Source organism: Candidatus Regiella endosymbiont of Tuberolachnus salignus (assembly GCF_964020115.1).
Taxonomy (GTDB): domain Bacteria; phylum Pseudomonadota; class Gammaproteobacteria; order Enterobacterales; family Enterobacteriaceae; genus Regiella; species Regiella insecticola.
In genome coordinates this window covers 1,701,798-1,725,418 of sequence record NZ_OZ026542.1, presented here as the reverse complement: position 1 = coordinate 1,725,418, position 23,621 = coordinate 1,701,798, and the positions used below count along the sequence as shown (strand labels likewise).

The window sequence follows — 23,621 nt, the reverse complement described above, 5'->3', positions numbered from 1 at the left end:
GATCCCTTTCGAAACCGTATTGCGCGCACCGTGCAACGCAGGATTCACGTCACGCAATAGGTTTCGAAGGATCCACTACTGGCTTGGAACCAACAAGTGTTGACCTCCCTGCGGTATAAGGGATGCATGAGAGTTAAATGATTGCAGAGCTGCATCAGGGAAAGAAACCATTGCCTCTGCTAATAATTTGCCCTGGTTTGCATTATCAGGTTGTTTTGTTACTGAGCCGCCCGATAACGCAGGGATTAATTCCGTTAAGATTATCGCTGTTGAATCACCGATAAACGCCGGGCTATTTTTCAATAACCCAGAAATATCGTATTCATGTCCTGCTACCTGTATTTTTTCGAGGGAGGAATCGATGGAAGCAAAGTGATTTTTAACCTGGATTACACCAGCCCCTCTACCTTCTCGTTCAGCAATAATGAGGTAGAGATGGTTGCCTTGTCTTTGTAATTGCACATTGTCTTCAGTAATGTTGCCAAGCAAAGCCAAGGTGTCATTGCCACCGATTTCTTTGATCACATCATTGCCATCCCCCTGGAAGTACAGATAGGTATCATCCCCCTCCCCGCCTTCCAAACGGTCGTGGCCTTGGTTACCTCTCAGCATATCGTTGCCGACGCCGCCATCAAGGAAATCATCACCCGCGCCACTGGCAAGAAAATCATTGCCGGCTTCGCCATAGAAGATTTTGTTTCCTTTTTTCGTCCTATCCACAACCAGGCTATCATCACCTGCACCGCCGTAGACAGTGATAGCAAGGTCACTCCGATCAATGACCGTATCGTTACCGGCTAGTGCGCGGAAAGTATTTTCTGGCAATAACGCCGCATTGGATATTATTACTGTGTCATCGCCCGCGGTGGCTTGCTTTTGCAGGTTATCTTGTTGTGTGCCTCGTTTAAATCCACCGCTCTGCCTATCAAAATACGCAGGATAGATATGCGCCCTGTCGTCTTCTCCTTTTTCCACAAAATAGTAATCGCCGGCTTTATCGAGGATAAGCGCATGTTGATAACGCTGATGCTGCATAAAGTGACGCAGACGGAGTTCAAGGATACCCACTGCGATATCGGGGGTCGCCGCCCTTAACACCAAATCACCTCCCTCTTCTAGGGTAACGGTATTCAATTGATCCATCGAAACCGAGTGCAGGATAATCAGATCGGTATCGGGCTTGGTGCTGGTATCTTCATTATCAATGGTGATGGTTTTGCTGATGTTGGGCTGATGGTAGAGATGATACACATCGCTGCCGGCTTTTCCTTTCAAGCTGTCATTACCCTGAACGCTGGATAAGGTGTTGTTGCTGTCATCGCCCTCGATGGTATCGTTATAGCCGGTATCGCCCAATTGCAATCTCATCCATTTCGGCAGTACCGTTTTTTGACCACCGATCGTTATCTCACTTTGTCCCTGCGCATTTTTCTGTATCAGTTCAATGGTACTTTGCTCTGCTGCGGCGCTGGCCAAAAAGGCGCTTCTTTTACTGTCATAAATCGGTACATATTGCGCCGCTAGCACCGGCAGTGACCAGCTATGCAACCCGTTTTCATTGGTCGTTTTATCGGCGACCAGAAGAGTTTTTGGCCAACTGCTGGTATCGATTTGTAGGCCGTCACGGGTGGTTACGCTATAACGGTTGTGCAATTTCAGCTGTTTGCCATCTTCTGAGATCCTATAGGCATCTTCTAAATCAAGTTGAGTGGTGGTGCCGTTGTCATTGGTCAGCAAGATACGCAGTGTATAATTGTCTCTGTGTTTCCAGCTTTCATTTGCCTTATCTTTTATCATCAATGTGATGGATTGGATTTGCACTGCATCCTGTTTCAATACCAGGTGGTTGTTCTCCGCAAAGGTGCTGCCGGTGTCTATAATCGCTATTTTGGCGTTTTTTGCGCGGGTATTTTGCAAAATAATATAGCTGTCTTCTTCTGTCCCGCCGTCAGCAAAACCGTGTTCTAGGATGAGAATATCATTGCCTCCCATGCCATAGAGTCTACTGTGCCCGCTTTGACCATTGAGTTGGTTGTTATCGCCATCACCCCGGATACGGTCATCGCCGGTAGCGTCCCCAATAACCGTATTAATCTTAGCGATAGTGGCTTTTAATGCCGGCAAAGAATAGGAATTGATTTCCCCTGAAAGCTTAGCGAGTTTTCGATTATCCAAAAACGCCACATATTGCGCCGCCAGCACCGGCAATGACCAGCTTTTTATCCCTTTCGCTGTCTTTTTATCGGCGACTGTTAGCGTTTTTGGCCAGCTGCTGGTATCAATCTGCACACCGTCATGGGTGGTTAAGTTATAGCGATGATGTGACTGCAATTGTGTGCCATCCGCCGAGCGCTGATAAGCGTCTTCTAAATCAAGTTGCGTGGTGGTGCCATTGTCGTTAGTGAGCAAGATACGCAGCGTATAATTGTCTCTGTTTACCCACCGTCCATTTACCCACGCACGGTGTTTTTTGACCAAAGTGATCGATCGGATTTGCGACGCATCCTGTTTTAAGATGACATGGTTGTTTTCTGCAATAGTACTGCCGGTGTCTATAATCACTATTTCGGCGTTTTCTGCGCAGGCATTTTGCAAAATAACGTAGCTGTCTTCTTCTGTCCCGCCGTCAGCCCACCCCTGTTCCAGGGTGAGAACATCATTTCCCCCCATGCCATAGAGGGTACTCACCCCACCTTGACCATTGAGCTGGTTGTTGTTTTTATCACCGACGATGTGATCGTTCAGTGTCGCGTGTCCTATAACGTGCTCAATATCGGCAAGGGTTGCCACCTTATCACTTGACCAGGCTCCGTTTTTGCGGTAGTGAACATAGCCTTCTGTCAGATTAATCGAATAACCACTAATCCCTTCAGGGGTAGCGACAATAATCAGCGTATCTTCGCCATTTTCACCGTAGAAAGTACTGCCGAGGAAATCACCGGCGGCGGCAGTGCCTCGGCGACCTAAATAGAAGGTGTCATTTAACTGGTTTCCCTCGTAGTATTTTTTGCCCTTACCGCCGAGAAAAGTATTTCTTTTTCCTCGATATCCAAACGCCGTATCCTTGCCGTCACCGAGATTAAACAGAACGATGCCATCGGCTTTGCCATTCCCTCGATTGTCGAAACGCACCGCGTTTTCTATAAGACCAGAGGCACCGTCAACATAATCATCCACTTCCTTAAAAACCGGCGTGTAATAGTATTCGTCAGTTATTCTCGCCTCAAGGGGTCCGGTTGTTGATGCGCCAAAGCGGTCTATTAATGCTTGTCTTTCTCTGTCTAGGTCTTCTTCACGTATTTTACTGGCGTCTTCCTTTCTTATTCTACTGAAAAGCGGTAGCTTGAATTCCCAATAGCGACGCGCTTTCAAATCAAAATCTTTACGACTGTAAACATAGTGGTAAATCGGCGTGATACCGCGCTTACGCACCATTTGTTGGGCATTGTCTGTTAAGAGTTGATCACAGACTTCACGGTAGGTTGAGCGCTGTGTTTCCGCCATTTTATCTTGTATCGCCTTCGCGGGATGGTTCCCCCAAAATACCTGCCAGCCGGTATCCCATTTTTCTCCCACCGTTAAATAAATATGTTTCTCTATCTCTTCCACTTGACGTGCTGTCGCATAGCCTAGACCCACTAGCATCAATACGCCACCCACAACGAGACCAAGGGGCCCTGCTGCCGCCGCCGCTGCGCCTCCGACCATAAAAGCAGCGGTCACCGCCAAGCCAACGGCAGCCCCGACTACCGAGAGGCTGCCCGAGACGATCAGATCTTGTCGGATCTCAGGATCGGTCTCAGTGGTCAGTTGTGAGAATGATCGATAGGCACCGTAGATGTCCATCCCCACACCGACGAGACTCAATCCCGCGCCACCCACTTTGATAAAGCGCGCTTTGGTCACCATGCTGCCACCGAGTTTCGCCGCACTGCCGCTCATCGCGGAGGCCATTCTACTCAGCCCATATTGCCCGATATCAACGGCCAGATTGGTGTTAACAGAAAACAGAGCCAAATTGCGCTCAAATTCAAGCTGCTGCCTTTTTTCGGGCGTTAATCCTTGCTGCCTTAAAGCTTCTTCATAGCCGGCGACAGCCTTATATCCCAAATAATAACCCAGCACAGACATCCCCGACCCAGCGTAGCCGGTCACTTGGTTAACCCGATGCATCAGACCGACAGAGGACAATAGATTGCGTGTGGCCACTTGATTGTTAAGTAAGGTTTGTAATTCACCGAGGGGAGTGAGCGCTCTGGCTTGTTCAATATTCACCCGATAGGCATCAAAAGCGTATCCGGTGCTTGTCTTTTCAATGCCATACTGCTGAGCACGTGTTTGGCCGGCATTGTCTTTCCCTTGTAAATAGCTGTCCAGTAGACTGTGTAACGCGGGGCGATTTTCCCCCGTACTGAGCGCGGTTAAATCGAAACTCCCCACCTGAGGATCATACAATGAATAACGGTAACCGGCTGATTCATCCTGATGAATATGCAATGCCACCGAGTGGTATTTGCCTTTTAACAAATACGCCCCGGCAGCAGGTGTGGCACCGAATAAATCCTGCCCGTTATGACGGGTAAAAATCGTGGGATTGTCAACAGAGAGTGCGGCGCTATTTTTTAATTGCTTGAACTGGCTATGCAGGTGATAGCTGTCAGCCAGTTCAGCCCCCGAGGCACTCTCCTCGATAATGCGCACTCGCCGCACGGCATCGGCCGCTAACCCAGCAGAAAAAATATCATATTGTGTTTTACCGGCCTGTTTAGCGTCTAAAAAAGCCAACGACCAGGCATCGCTATCGCGCCGGGTGTCAATGCCCTCTCTGAGCGAATACCAGGGAGGTATCAAGTGCGCGTTAATCTCCACCGTGGGATGCGCTTTTTGCGTCTTTTCGCCCGCTTGAAAAAATTCACGGCTACGCTGTTGTTGCTGCTGGATTGAGTGCTGTTGTTGCGCTAAAGCGGCCTGTACGCTTAAATTTGCCTGCTCGTTATAAGTTGCCGGATCTTGTAACAATTGTCTGGTGGCCTTATCCCATGCCTGACGGTTTTCTGGGCTATGCGCACTGAGCAGTAACTTTTGGCGATCTAATTGACCATCAGATAAATGGAAAGCGTCCTGAAGCATAGTACGAGCGGCACAGCCTAGCGATTTTACTGTACTACCGCTGGCAAGTTGGTCTAATTGTTGTGCTACCCAGTGTAATTTAGTCGGCAGGTTCGCGCTGATTTCAGCACGAACATTTCCTTGCTGATCACGGTGATAAATGATTTTTCCTTGGCGAGCGCTCCTGGTATTGCCTTCACTATCAACGATCAGCCTATGACCATCATCCGCTACCACCAGATCTGCACTGTATGCAGTGACTGAAACGCCTTCTTGGTTTAATACCCGGATAAACCCTTCGGCAAAATTGTTTTGTTGGTTTAGATCAACTAACGAGCAACCGGCTAAAACAATACGAGCGGGTTTGATGTCAATGGCCGAATGCCGTTTGAAATCATCGAAAAAACTATTTAAATGATGTGCCAATTGTTGATTATTTTGCCCTCCCATCGTGATATGACTTGCCGTCACTCCACCATCTCGACCATGCCCCACCAGCTGTACACGCAGGTTAGTTTTACCACCAAGCTGTGCTGCATCACCGTGGAGTAAATGATAATTGCCTTCGAGATCTAGCTGCACTAACAGAGTATTAGGATGTTTACCGGCTAAATCTGCCGCTGCCTTGGCAGCAATGGGATCGTCTTCTATTTGAATAACGATCTGGCCATCATAAGCCGTGTCCCCGCCGTCATCCTTGATCGTCACGCCGGGTTTTTGCCAATGTTCGACATCGGTATTTTTTACGGTGGCTGGTGTATTTTCTCCTAATGCCGAGAGCTGCCCCGATGGGGCGTTAATGCTTAACTGATTAGGTGTTGCCTTACCTTCCCTAGACCCATGAGTGTCAAATATTGCTGGTAGCATTTTACGCTTTTGGCCTCTGCCTGGACTAAGTGGTAGGTCAAAAGAAGGGAATAGAGCATCAATCTGTCTTTTCAGGGTGATTAGCCGTGAGTTAAGTTCAGAATCGGGGTTCCGCTGAATATACTGCTGGATCTCTTGGTGTAATTGGCAAGCTGTATTAATTTTTCCACTATTTGAAACGCGGGCATGTAACTCATCAAGCGTAAACAGAATATTTTGATACCCAGGGTCGACGGTCACTGAGAAATGGGGAAAGGATGCACTCCGCTCAATCGAATTGAGTGACAAGGGTTGGTAAGCTTTACGCTGAGAAATATTGTCCGCTAACCATGTAAATCCGCTCTCATTGACGGTCAGAGCCGGTAATCCCAAGCGGTGGGTTATGCCTGATAACGGCCCCTCGATCCCCGGTTGTGACTGAAGAAATTCCGAGCTTAAAATAGCAACGAATTTTTCACCCGGTTGATTGAAGGCTTCTACCACCCCTTGATTGGTTTTATCTATACGATAAATATTTTCATAATCATCCTCTTCAATCCCTTTTCGTCTGCTATCGACGCCCAGAGCGACAATTTTCATCTTTTTCGCGAATGCACTTTCAAAAAGTTTACCCAGGCCATTTGTCTCAACCATCACCGCTAACTCGCCGGATAAGTTCCCGGTGCGCAGATAATCATCAATTAAAGGTTGGGCAAATTTGGCGTTCAGTACACCTAAACCAATGGTGGTGATCCCTTTACTTTTAAGATCGAGCAGATGCCGAGTGACAAAATCCAGCCCATAATTATTTTCACTAATCAATAGACCCTTACGGTTTTCAAGTAATACATCAAGCCAGCTATTAATATTCAAATCTTTATCAAGAAGCCGTTGTTGTAGCTGTTCTCCTGTTTGGCCAGAATAGTGTTTATCCCACTCGGCTATTTCTGTATTGGGATCACTTTTTCCAATTTTGTTAATATCTGCTAAACGCTCCTTACGAATATCTTGTAAATAGCGTCTATTCGAAAAATGTTTTAACATTAATAGATCGGTTTGCCCGATAAAGTTGCTGTCTTTTTTTTCCTGGATGGCTAATATTATCGTATAAAGAATGATGCCAACATGTTCATTTCTTTTTAATGCGGTTAATTCATTATAGCTATAGCCAATATGTGCAATTTTTGTTTTTTCGTCCAGATAAACGTTATTCAATACATTTTGCGCTTGGGCAGCCAATAAATTGGCTTTAAATACAGTAAATCTATTACCCAGTGGAATATGAAACTTGGCATTAAAAACCCCCTGTTTACCCTGTAAAATATCGTTTTCTTCACCGGTAAATCCTTTGAATGGTTGCAAGTAAGGGTCTGAAAAAATAAGCGCATTAATATTCGGTTCGGCTTTACCATGTTTATTGTGATCATGAATTGATATATAAATACGGGCAGCTTGTTCTAGGTCTATTGTTGAAATAAGTAGAATTGATCCTAGTTGATTACGTTTAAAATCAGTATCAGGGAAAAGGATATTATGAATTTTTCCTTTTAATTCTTTTAATACGGTCACAGAAGGAAATTTTGGATATTTATTAATATAAGATTGAATTTTTAATTGCAGAGAAAAAATATTTTTTAGCAGTTTCTTATCTGTATTTTCTAAAAAAAGTGTATCAAAATGATGACGAATGTCGTTGTAAAGTTTTTCTTGATTAGCATTTCCTTGATGAGGCTTATTTTCAATACCTAGCGCTGACCATTCTTTTAGTTGATCACTTCTCTTTATTAGCAATGTTTGGCTAGATTCTTCAGTCTGTTGTATCCAGCTACTGACCATGTCTTCTTCGGTAAAATTATTAAAATCTGAAGATACCCCATTAATAAAAAAGCTTGCTTCTGCGCTACTACTTAACGGATTACCCTGTTGCCCAAACATCTGCTCCGAATAGCTCCTTATCCTCCTTTCAAACATCCCCGGTCCAGAGAGAAATACCGTGGCTTGACTATCAGAGACAATGCCGTCCTTACGAAATGATATATTACCAATTTCACCACGCGCACGTGCAGTGGATTTCGGATCTTTCCACAACGCCTCGGGTAATTTATCCATATAATTTTTTATATGATCATTAATGACATCAGCACTATCAATGAAAACCAGATCATGGTCTCGTAAAAAACGATAATTATTGCCTATCTGTTGTTGCAATAATTTTATTGATCCGCTATTCGGATGAGAGAATATAGCGTTATTATTGATGCTGCCATCTCTATGTTTAGCGACCAGAATACCGTCCGGATGTAATTTTATCGGCCGTAAAGGCTGGAAAAAATTACTCAGCGTATTGCCCTTATTCCGAATGAAAATACGCATATTGTTGATCAGCTTTGCATAATCTGGGTCTTTTTCTGCAAAAGATTTGGCATAATCTTGATATTTATTGCTGTCAAACAACATTTTTCTATGCGGGAAAAATTCTGATAAATGCTCTAGTACCAATTGTGTCTTGGCTAAGTTAAAGTTTGTATTATTTAAATCAGATTTTGATAGTGCAGCGGGTATCTCAAGATTTTCCCATAGGTCTGCTTTAAAGGCCGGTAAAAGATCGGCATCAAAGTATCTCCCTCCTTGTTGTTCCAAAACCTTAAGCCGCAGCATATCTGACGCCGCCGCCATATTTTGGCGCAGTGCTAATTCTAATTGGTAGTTTTTTTGCTGTATTTGTATTTCTTTATCCTGTACAGGGTTTGGATTGCGCGGATCAGTATGAAACAGTTGTTCCACACTTTGAAGCCTATAATGACGCCCTGCTTCTTCTTCACTACGAATAAAATCATCAAAAGAGGCTTGATTTTGCTTTTTAATATTCCTTAACTCCTGCTCATCCCCCCTGAGATCATCCCGAATAAAATCAATGCAGGCTTGATCAAAAGTCAACCCTCGTTCTAACGCCTCGGTTATCTTTTGATAAGCTTGATTCTGTATTACTATCACTGCGTTAGCATAAGCATCAGGTGTGAAATTTAACTGATTAATTTTTTTAGCAAAAGTTTTTATACGTTTATTTAATTCATGTACCAATAACGCATTCTTATCATACCAAATGGTGGTGGTATAATTTTCTCCCTTATTTATTTCATTCCAGGTTCTTATATATTCTTGCTGAATAGTGCCTAATTTACCTAACCAAACAAAATGTATTTTTTTGGGTATCTCTTGTCGTAATTCTGGCATTAGCGCCAGTTCTCGGTTACGTTGTTGATTTTGATATAGTAATTGTTTTATCTCCTCACTGCGTAAGTGTTCTACCTCATCACTGCCTACTAGCGGGTATTTTTCAATATAACGATGTATTTTTTGGTTAATTTCTTTGAGTAATTCCCATTCTTCCAGGCTATTTTGAATACTGTTTAATTGTTCTTGATAGTGCGCCTGAGCTTTTTTGATTTCATTATAATCATGACGTTGATTATTACTTTCAATACCGCTGTTTTCGTGTAAATTTCTCTCTGTCATGATATATCCCTATTTAAATTAAGCCTATAAAATGAAATGATTATTTATTTTTATTTTACGTTTTTTATATAAATCACATTTATCTAGGATATTGTATTAATAAGATAAAAAAATAAAATTAAAAGTGATTTATTTCCTTATTTCTGTTATTTATTAAATGGATTTAATAATCGATGATGGAAAAAATAGATGTTCGTTGCCTGGCCTATAGGCACATATTTCAACTTGAAGCAATATTATTTGCGTTATAAAATTTTACACGCAAAGATGAATAGTTCATGGCTAGCATTATTTACGGCATCAGTGCTTGCTTAACGTCTTTCACCAGTAGGGTGAAAACTAAATAACGATTTTATACCCGCCGCCAACAACGCGGCGGCTTGAAAGACAAAGGGTATGACGAAGGGTATATAGACTCCAAATCAGGGATGATAAAAATGGCAAAAAATCCAGAAGGTATTACTTCAGAACAATGGGCACATTTGATTGAGCGGGTTCGACATATTGAGCCTCGCTATTCATTGGCTGAAGCAGAAGCTTTTCTCAATCAGTTTAATTATGCTAACGCCACCAAAGTGAGCGATTATCAATCGATGCTAGAGGGTATTGAAGAAACCCATGTTGAGCTTGCTTTGGTTGATCCGGGACCACTTAATCATGGTTATCATTCTCCTCTCAGTTGGACAATGATAGACAAATCAACCTCCGAGCAAGAAGTGCCTCCCCCCAAAAAAGTGAAAATGACCGTTGCCGGCTCATCTCAGCCTCTCCCTCCCGCCGATCTTCCAGAGAGCGACCCTACGCCAGTTTTAGCCGCTCATATTAACCGTGCGGGTATTCCACCTAAAAAATGGCAAACCTTGATCACCAAAGTAAAAGATATTCAGCCAAATTATTCCTACGCTGAAGCCGAAGCTTTTCTCGATCTGTTTACTTTTCCCGAAGATTCTCGTATCCAGGATTATGAGCAACTGTTGCGCGATATTCAGGACAATGGCATGAATCTTGTTCGCATGGCACAGCAGCAAAGAGAGAGAAATAGAGAAAAGAAACATGCCCCTGACGCTGCGGCGCCCGTTGAAGGCGCCGCCGCACAGGTAGCAGCTGATGATATTAATGTTGTCGATTCGGTTTATTATACCGGCGAAACGCCTGAGGCAGTGGCAAGCTTTAAAACGTCGGAAGATTATGCGCAGTTCATTGCCGAATATCATCAGGCTGTTGATAAAATTGTTGAGTTTTATACGGCCAATGTTGATGATCAAGAAAATACCACTTTAGTGAGCGAAAATTTTAAAGTATTCAAGAAAAAAATAGAGAACAGCGATGATCAGGATAGTCACCGTTACTACCAGGTGAAAAGTGTGCTGGAAGAAATCGCGCGTTTGTTAGTGCAACCTAATACGCCAAAAAATCCACTCAACAATAAATTAGCGCAAATTTATGAACTGGCTGACAGGATCATATATTGTGCCGATGGTGCCACTACCGATATTTTAAGAGCTAGCTCAAATTTGTTCGCTCCCTCGCCGGATTTATTGAGCAATATGCAGAAAATAAAGGAAAAAATAGCGGTCAATACCTTGCTCGAATTTATGGTTCAACACGCAATAAATAACAACATCCACACATTCAATGCGTTTTGGGATCACTTTCATCAAAAACTGGCTCTGCCAGGCAGTCAAGATCGTTTTAGAAATTTGGATTTAGTGACTCCCCGATTAGTTGCCCGCTATCGGAAAAAATTGACCGAAGCGCTGACACCCTATCGTATTACCTATCAGTTGGCTCAAGATCATCTGGATTTTTTTCGCCGCCAATTGACGGCGGATAGGGTTAATTATGACCAAATAGAAGCTAAAGCGGCTCGACTGAGCATGGATATAAAAGATCCAAAAGAGGGGTTTAAACCAGGCTATAAAAATCTCGATCTGAATGCGCTTTTTATTCAGGATGACGGTAAATATCAATTACGACAGGAGCCCATCTTACTGCAGATTGAAATGGCCAAAAAATTTTCCAAAGTCAGCGTACAGGCTGCTTGGCTCAACTGGTCAATCCAACACCTGAATAATGAACAAGGCAATACATTTCAACGGATAGGTGATCTCTTTTGGCAGGAAACCGACGGTGAAGTGATGTTGCCAACCATTAAAAATATCGGCAATTTTATCCATCAGATAAGTTTTGGTCAGCTGATGTTATTGATTGAACAAGCGAGGGATGAGGTGGATCAAGCATTGTTGCGAAAAATAGATCCGCAGCGTTTTCAAGGTGCCAATACGCAGCAAATCAATCTGTTTTTCTCTAAGTTGGGATTGAATGGGGTAGGTGCGATTAATTATGCAGTGGCTCACCGTCATTGGTTTCAAACTTTAGATAACAATCCATTAATATCGGCTATTTTTCAGCTCGATGGCACCTTATTAGCTAATCTTCCGGCGATGTTATTACATAAAATGACGGCTTCGGAACTGAGTCAATTTGTGGAAAAATTGGGTGATGAAGAAAGCATTCGTTATGCAATTAAAAATCTCGATTGGTTTCAACAATTAGACAGTAACCCGTTGATACCTGTTCTGTTAAGATTATCGGCTGATAAATTGCCACTGGTCTCGATAGATTTACTTCACCATATCACTGATCAACAAGCCAGCCTGTTTTTTAGCCAAATGGGGGTTAAAGAAGGTATTGCCTATGCTACGAGAAATTTCGAGTGGTTCCTAGGGTTTAAAAACAACCCTTTATTACCCTTGCTGCTCAGATTACCGCATGAGCAGCTGATGCAGGTTTCTGATATGTTATTTCATCAGATGAGCTCTCAACAGGCCAGCCAGGTTTTTTCTCATTGGGGGATTAATGATAGTCTTCATTATATTAGAAACAACTTCGAGTGGTTTCAGCGATTAGCGCCTAATCCATTCGTCCCTATTTTGACAAAACTGACTGATCATCAACTTGCCAGGCTCTCGCCGTCATTGTGGCATTTTATGACGGTGACAACGCTCTGTGATTTATTTGAAAAAAGAAATAACCCTAATGCAGCGGCTTATATTAATTATTATATTAATGGCTCATCTTTTCAGGATAATCAAATCCCGCAGAATAGATTAAATAATTTTCAAAATAGGGTATTAAAAGCGTTATTAATAAACATAGTCATTATTAAAATACATGGAATGAATAATGCTATCACTGGCCAGACGATTAATACGCCTAGCCGATTATTTTTATTAGCGATTAACGCTAAGGATCGGCAAACCATCGAATTATTATTAACCCAAGATGAACTTGATTTAAAACAACGTCAATATGGTTATATTGAAAATCCTTTATTTGCGGCAATAAGAACAGATCAAACTTGGTTAGTCTCTATTTTATTGGCAAAGCATCCGTTATCCGATTATCAAGATGCTGCTCGTTATAACGTATTATCCCAGGCGATTGAAAATAAAAATTTGCAAATGTTGACCCTATTACTGGAGGCAGGTGCTGATCCGAATGAAAAAAACTTGTTGACCAATACGTCTATTCTAGAAGCGGCAGTTTTATCAGGCGATCCTCTCTTGGTAAGCAAATTATTGGAATATCAGGCTAAAGATGATAGGGCTAACGCTTTGATGCTGGCTATCAAGCAAGTCAATGTTTCCATGGTGGAGGCATTAGTGGCGCCCAGCGTAGCGCATTACCATCATCACAGCGATACACCCATCAACATTTATGAAGAGGCTTTAGCACTCGCCGATAAACAACCGTGGTCATCAGAAATCATCCGGATCCTCGAGCAAAATAAAGCCCATTTAACCACCTTGCTCCCTGCTCAGACGATAGCCTATTTGTTTCGGCGAGATGTCATGTCGACAGTGAGGTTACACAGTCATATCTCAGTCGTTGGCATCGACACCCTTGGCTTGCCATTATATAAGCAGATCTATGCTGACCTGGATAAATTACATACAACAACAGGGGCTGAGCAGATCGAAACCGCGTTTATTTTATTAAAAAATATTGATTTTCATCTGAATTATCTCCGTGATGATATTGCTAGCAACGGTTTATCCGTGATATCGACGTTACAAAATCAAATTAATCAGGTTCTTTTTACTCATCTGCCATCCGATCCGCTGCGAAAAAATATCCTTGATATGATGAAACTTCAGCCCTTCCTCGCGGCTGATATTTATCAATCCGTATTAAAGCATCCACCGGCTACCCGACTGACTTTCATCAATTTTATCTTTGGCAGAATGATGGATGATATTTATTGTGATGTGCCGGCACCCTTTCGGCACAATAGATATCTCTTTCCTCACTCCGGCCGCAAAAATTTTTGGCACATTAAACTAGAAGGCTTCAACGGTTTGGTGCCCAATGCAGAGGCGCTGGGCTTTAAAGCGGTTTACCATTTCCCGTTTAGTGGTGAATTTCATGGCTTGGATACGATTTTAGCCAACGAACAAGAAATGGGGGCATTAAAAAAGATCAAGATCGATCACGTCAGTCAATTAATTCATGTGGGCTATAGTGAAGAAGAACTAAACGCATTATACATTGATAAAAAGGGGGCTCGTGTCAGGAAATTTCTTGATGCTTTCTTAGCAAAATTGCAACTGCGTCATGAAGGTGATCAACGTAATCCTAATAATCGTCGTCCTTTTAGCGTTGAAGAGCACCTGAATCATAAGCGCACCATGTTGGCGACCTATGGTAATAAAGATTACTTACGTCGACAGCAAAAAGTATGGTTAGCACGGATAGAAAGGGTATATAAGAATATTTATAGTACTAATATCGCCGCTTGGGATCGACAATATTCAGGGGAAGCGCTGAGTCAATTAAATCAGCAATTGGCAGTGGAGGATACCGGCGGGCAACTGGCATTATTACTCGCGGGGCGCCAGGGCTTGCTGATCAATGGCTATAACCAAAATTATGGTTATCAACCTATTGATAGCACCATGAATGCTTTTATTATTCAGCAAATAGATACCCTGAAAGCACTCGGTGTTTCTACGCTTGGCTTGCCTTTAGACAGCCTAACGCAATCCTATATTGATCGTTTTCAGCAATATCCCAATAAACCTCTCCCTGGTTATTTGCGCTCGGTATTAAACAGCACTAATTTTTATGATTTGTTTATGGCCGCCAGCCAGAAAGGGCTAAAGGTGGTTGCCCTGGGTCAAATTTATCAGCTTTATGTTGAAACCTTCCTGCAAGGTATGGTTAATGCCCACGCGGAGAAAATATTAACGTCTTTACCTGCCGGTGAAAAATTTGTGGCTATCGGCGATAGTTCTCTTTTGTTATCCAGTCAAGGCTATGATCGTTTCTTACCTGGTATAGCGCATCGCTTGGGGCTGCCCGTCCTACAAATAAGCGATAATCAACTGTCAATCCAAGCCGATGATGTTGCTAGACGGATTAGCAGAGGGGGGCTAAGCGCCCCTGTGTCAGCAAAACGTGGGAATGTAGAGCAATGGGCACAAAAGGCAGTCAATACCGATAAACCCAATAAAGAAGGAACCCGATTTGACGGCATTCTTATTCTGCAACTAGAGGATGATCCCGATAGTATGGAAGCCGCTGCCAAATTAGCGGCGAAACACCCTGAAAAATCTGTCTTGTTTCAGCGTGATCTGCAAAGCAATTTGCGATTAGTCCATGGCAATCCTGTGGTGTTGAACGGTAATGTACGCTGGCATGTAGTAGGGCATGGGCGAGGGGGGCGCGATGATCATAATCATACTTCGTTAGCGGAATACCTGCCATTTCATTTAAGTTTTGTGCTAGAAGGGGTTAGCCGCAAGTTAAATAATCTTTATGGTATTAATAGTGCTCCCAAAGAAATTGTTTTGATGGGCTGTGCGTTAGCCAGCAGTGATCCAGAATTTAACGATTACAGAACGCAACTTGAACAATTTCTGAATCGCAAGCAAGCAGGAAAATCAATAGAAGTCCCAATAAAAGTCATCGCCTATCGAACGACCGTTGATGTTGACTCACGAGGTCGTAGACTCACTCTAGGCAGTTATCATCAGCTACAGCGTAAACGAGCTGAAAATCGTTTCGTAGCCGGACAATGGGGGATGACTTCAGCACAATGGTCAAATTTAATCGGCTGGGTTCAACGTATCGAACCTACTTATTCGCATTCACAGGCGGAAGATTTTCTTAACCAATTTGATTATGCTAGCGACGTGCGTCTTAGTCAGTATCAGCTTATGCTACAAAGGATTGAGCAGGAAGGTATCAACCTCGCTTCCGTCAAGCCGAATGCAAAAGACAGTGACGCTTCCCCTACTCCCACAAGGTCTGAAAGGGTAATGGAGTCGCCGCCCGAAGAGCAAGAGCCCTTGGCAAAACGCGCTCGAATTGAGGCAGTGGCTCCTCCTGAGCCGCTTCATCAGCCTGCCCCCAGCACTTCTCAACCGCCGCCAGTCAATAGCCTCTATTTTCTTCACAATAGGGACTATTGGACAAAACGAGTCATAGAAAAATTTTCCTCTTTAGAACAAGGCAAACAACAGGCGCTACAAATATTGCAGACGTTGTATCCGGCAGAAAATGACACTGAAACAGTATGGCGAAGTTTTAATATGTCCGGTGAATTGCGTCAGCAATTTGTTTTCATCTTGACAGATAAAAAAGTGGTGCCTACCTGGGCGCAGCAGCATAAAGTGACCTCCATGGATCCTAATAACCCTAATCGATTCCAGCACCTTCATCGTGTTATCGATTCTATTTTGCTTAAGCTGCAGACACAGCAAACGGGAACAGTGATAAATGAAAAAGACCGGCAACCTGCGTTTGATTTTAGCGATGAATTTATCGCGGAATATAGCAGAGCGAGCGGCTATCAAACCAACTCAAACCAGGCGTTTTTTAGCACTGTTATCAGCGGGGCATTTCGTGGAACTCTTCGTACCCCCTATGCATTAGCCACGGATGGAAAAATGCTGGCATCTGCGGGCGGTCATACTGAACCCCAGGCTACGGATCTCACATTCTGTGCCAGTACGGCTTATCAAGACGTGAAAGAGTATGTTCATGACAATGCTGGTAGGGCGGGTCAATTCCACTCGCGCCAAGATGATCCTACTTACTCTGCGTTTAATTCAGATTCCGATTACGATTCCGGTATTGATCAATATGAGCCCATACACAGAAAACAAAAAAAAGGTTTTGTTTATCTGATTGATACCAGAGGTTTAGACGTTGTCCCTATCGCGGATAATGCGGTACTGAATCGAAAAAATTCTACCGTGGGCAATGGGACGCTATTAAGCGAGGTACATATTTCCGTTCCTGCCAATAGCGGGATAGCCTCGAATCGCTTATGGCTAGTCAGTTCGAATGGCGAATCTGCGGTTAACCTTGCCGACCTGCTACAGCATTTTGAACCCGAGCTTTACCATTTGGAAGAGAGAACGCTGGCCGGTGAAGATCCCAGCATCTACGATAGGTTGTTTTATAAAGCACAATGGCAGGGGTTAAGGGTATTAAATATTGGCGAAATCACCCGGCAAGGCTCCTCGCTCAATATTCGCGACTATCAACACCCCGACTACCCTCTTATTGATCACAGGCTCAGCAGTCTTCAGCCGGTACAACGTGATGATGTTGACCGTTGGGTGAAGCCGAAGGTGAATATAGAAAATGCTCAGCTAAGCGATGATAAAACCGCTAAAATACGGGTGATCATTCAGCTTGAAAACGAGGCAGTGATCTGCCAAGCGGCCAGTGATCTGGCAGATAAACATCCTAGTCAAACCGTCGTTTTTCAACGGGATGTACAAGGAAAATTGCGTTTGCTGTACGGCGATTTACCTCACCTGAGTGGCGCGCTGGAGCTGTTCTTTGTCGGCCATGGTCGTGGCGGCGAGAGTGATACTCACAACAACAACACCTTAGCGGGCTACGATGCGCAAGCGCTCGCGGCGGTGACCCGCCAAGTGCATCGTCAACTTGGCATACAGCACCATATCCACCAGCCGATCAGTAAACTGATCCTCGCCGGCTGTGCCTTGGTGAATGATGATCAAAAAAGCGGTTTTTTATTTGATTTTGCTCCTGAATTGCTTAAACAGAACAGCAAACCCATCACTTTGGTTGGTTATTCCAGCGCCATCAAAATTAGTGGCACAGAAAAGGGGAAAAACAGCGGGCATCGCCATCAACTCACTGCCCGAGAAGGTGAACAACCCGCCCGTTCGGCGCGGATCAGCCTGACACTGGATGCCAAACAAAATCGCTATCTTCCGACGCCAAACGAAAGAGCAGGTGATCTAAGTGGTCGTCTGCGCCAGGTGATGGCGTTAGTGGAGGATCTCAAGTTTAAGCGGAAATCGTTAGCAACACTGACAACACAGCAACAACATGAGCTAGCTGATTTTTTCCATGATGATAATGCGCAGTTCAGTCAAGAACGGTTACAACAGCTGCTCACTCATGAATCGCGTTATAGGTTATGGCATTACCAAGCGGCACAGCTATTGCAGCTGCGCGGCGTTCACCGCCAGCTAGCAGGGATGAGTGGGCAAAAAGCATTAGAGATAAGTCAAGCCTGGGATAGCCATCAGGTTAATCGGATCACCGACTGGCAGGCAGCGACCCTGGGTATGAAAGGCGTGAAGATCGATTTAGCGCCTCAGGCGCTGTTTATCGATGATGCTAGCGCATTTGCTTACCAATCGGCGACCGCTGCCGCCATCAGCTGGTTACATCATCGGGCTCAGGGTACAGAAATCGGTCAAAATTACCTCAATGGCCTCAATACCTACGCTGAAATAAACCAGCAGCACGCCGATGAGCCACTTTCTGATAATGATCGTTATCAGCTACAACAATTTCGTCAACGCTTTGATGCCCTGTTATCCACCCCTGAAGCGCATCCCGATATTTTTATTCGCCAGCCCTTACCGACCATTTACGCTGAAGTGCCGATCGGTGATTATCTGCTGACAATGAACCAGCAGGTGCTGACATTATCTGTCAGTCATGATCCCCAAGGGCAGCGTATTTTTCATTTGTATGATGCCAATACCGGTGTGATGCGCATCGAAAATAGCGATGCTAGCCAAAATGAACCGCCGTTAAATACTATCTTACAACGCTATATAGCGCATTTGCCGCGCCAGGCAGATAACCTTCCGGTGCCAGTATTGTATAAAGTGGCGATGAAAACGGCCAAAGCGCGTTTCACAAGCTTAGCCTCGCTGCAAAGTTTATGCGGTGATTTTAAAAGTGAATCACAGCGGTTGGCAGCGGCACAAAATATTATCCTCAGCGATGTGACTATCTCGCCCGTTATTTTGCAAAAAATGGGCGCACGCATTGCCGATAAAGTTTTTTGCCAAAACCATCTCGCCCAATTGACACCATTAGAAATCGCGCAGCAACTGCGTTTTGATGCCAAAAAATTAGCACGTTATCTGCATCAAGCCGATTACACGACAGTGCAAGATCAACAGGCGGTCTGTTTTCTAAAACAACAAATCATCTCCAAAGGCATAGAAAATATATTGGCCGCAGGCGGTAAAAGGCGCGACACAATCAGTGCACAACAGCAGCTAGAAATCATAAACCACTATGTCACGTTGCGTCCTGCCGATGGGGCTCCTCTTCCCTCGACACTCGATGATCTGAGCCAAAGCAAAATTCCTTTGCAGTTACACATTGACGCCGCCTTGGAGCCAGCAGTTAAAAATGTGTTGATAATGCCTGCTCGAACGCGGTTACAAAGTTTTACGCGCCGCGCGGGTAACACCATGCAAGGTTACGGTTATCTGCGCTCGCTCAGGGATATCGCCAAATATAATACGTTACTTAAAAACCAATATTTAAGCGCAGAACAGAGAAAAGAACTTATTTTTGAAAAAGAATTGGCGGTATTCTCCTTAGTGAGTAATGTCGCCATTGATTTAACCCAAGAGGGATTGGGGTTGTGGGGGCGTCGTCTAAGCCAATTGGGCATTCGCTCTGGTTTTAAGCTGCATTTAGCCCGTTTTGGTGCTCCATTGTTGGGTGTGCTTTCAAGCGGCTTTGATATTTATCAAGCTTATCGTGCTTTCAGTCAACTTGCGGTCATTACTGATGCTAAATTACGACAGGATTTGATCGTGAATGGCTCATTGTCCATTGCCGGCGCCTTGATCAGCATTGGCGTCCCCGCTGCTTTTGCCATTGGCGGCACGACGGCCAGTATCGCCGGACCGGTAGGGCTGGCTTTGGGGGCTGCTTTACTCCTCGCTGGGGGGATCTACTCTGCGGTGCGCGAAGTAGAAGAAATTGAAAAAGTGGTTCATTTAACCGGTTGGGAAAAATTCCACAGCGGTTTATTAGCTTTCACAGGGCAGTCACAGAAACCCTCGATAGCCAATCAGATGGCGTATCATAGCAGTGAAGTGGCTGCGAATAAGGCGCTGGCCGCACAGCGGGAACAGGAAGCGACAAGGCGTTTACAGGGGAATGGCCAGATTGGAGCCCTGTATCTCAGCCTGGGTGAGCCTCATCTGTTAGAGCATCATTATAAAAAAATCACCGGAACCCTCGGCGGAGTCCGTCGGCTCATCCAAGATGAAGTTCTGCCCGCTGAGGCAGATGGGGTGATCACAAGGTTTCAGACAGCATCTGTACCCGTGATGACGGGTTATCATTCGATGACCATGGAACGTTATCGTGATGTGCACGCTGAACCCAGTGAATACATTTATTACGAAGCGAAAAGAAAGTCGTCTAACGATAGTGTGCGATATGGTCATCTTTCATCCCAAGTGTTAAAAAAATCTTTTATCGGCGCATTACACCAAGTCGGTAGCTTTGTAGATCCGGCGGACAGCGAGGCGCTCACGGCAAAATTAAATCCGCGGCAAAATGATCACAAAGCGGTGATGGGCGATTTTAATGGCGATGGGCAACCGGATATTGGCTATTTTTCGGCACAGGGCTTTTATTTATTGCGCGCCGATGGTCAGGGGGGTTATGCGCCCCGACAGTGGGTTAGCAGTATCAAACCGATTATTTGGTCGACCAGGCGCACGCTAGTGGGTGATATCGACGGTGATGGCTTAGACGATATGGTGGTGATCGGCGATGATCATCATCGTATTCGCATCTTGTTGGCGCAAGCCGATGGTACTTTTATCGATAGCGAACAAACGGATTTGCCTCTGTCACGTTTAGATGATGCTGTCCCAGTGTTAGTAGACATCAATCGCGATGGCCGAGCAGATTTAGTTTCTTTTACCCGCAGTCAATCCGCGTCTGATTTTCAGGGGTTTAATGATCACCCCGGTGAAATTAATATCAGCTATGGTACAGCCGCTGGCCGTTTCGAAACCATTCCTGCGTTGTCCATTAGCGCGTTATATGCGCCGCAGGATATACCCTTCGTATTTGAAGTTGCCGCTAGGCGGCCAGAGGGTGAGACCGATGAGCGTAGACAACTACGTGATTCGGCGAACACTCGCAGCCAACAACGCGGCGGCTTCAAAGGCGAAGGGTATAGAAGCACACTCCCTGCTTTAGCCAAGTATAACCATCGGCTGGCTGGGGATATCAATGGCGATGGCTATGGCGATATTGTCTCGGTCACGGCTACTGGTGCGGTTTACACTTTGTTGGGGGGAGAGCAGATCCCTCTACGCGCGCTTAGTGCACAACAGCATGAGGGGATCAAAAATCTAGGGCAGAGCCTGAATACCGCTCAAATTCAGCTAACAGATATCAACGGAGATGGGCGTGCTGATTTGCTGGTCATCGGCGATCAAGGCGATTATACGATAGCCTATGGCCAAAGTGATGGCACCTTTGGTGCTGAAACCCGTGATAAGTGGCGCGAAGAAAACGGTGAAATTTTCCCTTATCGCCAAAATAAATTGGCGCATCGGCGCGACCATCAAATTTTAGGCATCGACCGAGATCCCGCCAGCACCCCGCGCTTACTGTCGCTCAATGCCCTGGGTACGGTCAATGCTCATCCCATTACTTCCTTCCCCATTACAGAAAGCATTGCCTGGTTTAGTTTAGGTGGCGGTAACGATAGCGCCGAGGGTGATCGTGATTGCCTCAATTTTTTTGAAGTGGGTGAAGATCGCAAGCTGTTTACTGGCGAACGCAAAGGCGATAGCTTTTTGCTGATGGGCAAAGCGGCACCTGCCATTCCGAGCCGGTTAACCGGTGGTCCCGCCTCGTCAGCGGCAAAGGATCGTGAGGATAGAGTGATAGCGGCGGTGGCCTTGCCGAATGAAGGCTACCGCCTTGATCTACTCAAAGGTGAAGCGCGTTACAAAAACAGTAAAGCGCTGATCGCCCACTTAAGCGGTATCGAGCACGCTTATGGCCACAGCGAAACCGATGATGAATTAATAGGTAACGAGGCGGACAATATTTTAAATGGTCAGGGAGGGCACGATATCCTAGAGGGTAACGGAGGTAACGATACCCTGATATTGTCGGCTGGCACGGCGAGCGGCGGTATCGGCATTGACACCTACCGCATTTTGCAACATCAACCGTGCTCAGGCGCTGTTGGCAACACTGAGGTGGTGATAACAGAAACAGAAGAAGGAGAGCATAGCAATGTATTGCTCGATTATGATGTCGCGAACCTAGCGCAGCTTTCCTTACAGGCTAATTCGGTTGAGATCAGCCTGTGTGATGATCAGCAAAAACACAGTGTGCTGTCTTTAGAGAACATGTATCGACTCAGCGCTGACGGCAAACAAAAAAATCTGCAACATCATTACCGGATCTACACCCGTGATGGCGTGCTGATCAGCGGTTGGCCAGAGACATTACATCAGGACGCGGCGGGGAACTGGCCGCCATTGCGCTTGCGAGCGCAATATGTCAGTGAAATGGATCAAACGCGGCGTAGCGCATTAAAGGGAGTGCCCTCTGCCGATATCGAGGTGCATTCATGCCGCGGCAACGGCCAAGGGCAGATTATCGTCAAAGCCAAAGGGCAAGTTATCGGCCAAACGACAACGTTACCCTCTTTTCTTTCATTGGCGCTCGTTGGAACAAAATGGAGCAACGAAATCATCGGTGATGAACAAGATAACCTGTTATCAACCTCATTATTGCCTGGCGATGAAGAGAATAATCGGTTATGGCACCGCACGGGACAGGATACACTGCGCGGTAATGGCGGCTCGGACAGCTACTACATCGGCCGGGGAGCGCGTAACATTTGCATTAATAATCAGGATGTGAGCAGCGTCAAGGGCGGTAAAATCGCGATCGATAATGTCATCGTGCCCTGGTTAATCAACCAGATCGCCCTGTCCGATGACGGTGACGATATCATCTTAACGCATCGCACCGCCCGCGACTCAAATCCGACGGTGCGTATCAGCAAATTTAAGCAATCTGAGCAATATCGCCACCTATGGATACAGGCCAACAATGGCGATATGGTGGAACTTTGTATCGACGCTAATAGAAACGTCTCTCTGGGACGACAAGTTGTTACCACTGAAGGGAACGATCACATTGTCGTGCGGCATGAAACCATGCTAATCGGCAATAAATTAGCGCTGGGGGCAGGCAGAGATGTGTTTCTCGATACCAGTGATGTCGGCTATCAGATCAGCGGCGGTAAAGATGACGACAACTTACAAGGGGGCAGGGGTGATGATCGGTATCAATATGCCTTAGGTGATGGCCATGACATCCTGTGTGATAGAGGGGGTCAAGACCGCTTGGAATTTAGCAGCATTAATAAGGAGCAATTATGGTTACAAAAAAGCGGTGAGGATTTAAAGGTGTTGATTCAGGGTACCCCTGAAGCAGGTAGCGTGATTATCAAAAATTATTACACCGATACGGCATCAAAAATAGAAACCTTGAGCGTCAGCGGTTATCAGCTGGTGGGGAGCAATATTGATGCCCTGGCGCAGGCAATGACAGGGTTTTCTTCCCCTGAAAGCAGCGGCGCATTGCCTGTAGCGCGTTTTAACTCGCAATTAAGTTCGCTATGGTTAGCGGTGCCGGCATAGCATATACCCAATGAATTTGGCGTTGTACGGTGCGCGCAATCCTCATGTACTTATGGAAATGAAGATTGCTGCGCGCCGGGCGTCTTGGTTTCGTATAACGAACTAGGGTTTCGAAAGAGATCTTTTGTCAAAAACGCGCTCAAAATGTCT

General features: G+C 45.1%; 2 protein-coding genes. One reads left to right on the top strand and one right to left on the bottom strand.

All coding sequences use genetic code 11. The features are described from left to right. Positions 1 to 75: 75 nt before the first annotated feature. Positions 76 to 9,471, bottom strand: a complete 9,396-nt coding sequence (locus AACL30_RS08790; RefSeq protein WP_339056374.1) for a TcdA/TcdB catalytic glycosyltransferase domain-containing protein — start codon at positions 9,469 to 9,471, stop codon at positions 76 to 78. Positions 9,472 to 9,908: 437 nt separating this feature from the next. Here AACL30_RS08790 and AACL30_RS08785 point away from each other — a divergent pair, with 437 nt between their 5' ends. Beyond that, the gene (locus AACL30_RS08785) at positions 9,909 to 23,471 is read left to right on the top strand and encodes a C80 family cysteine peptidase (RefSeq protein WP_339056373.1); all 13,563 of its coding nucleotides are present in this window, start codon (positions 9,909 to 9,911) and stop codon (positions 23,469 to 23,471) included. The last annotated feature ends 150 nt before the right edge of the window (positions 23,472 to 23,621 follow it).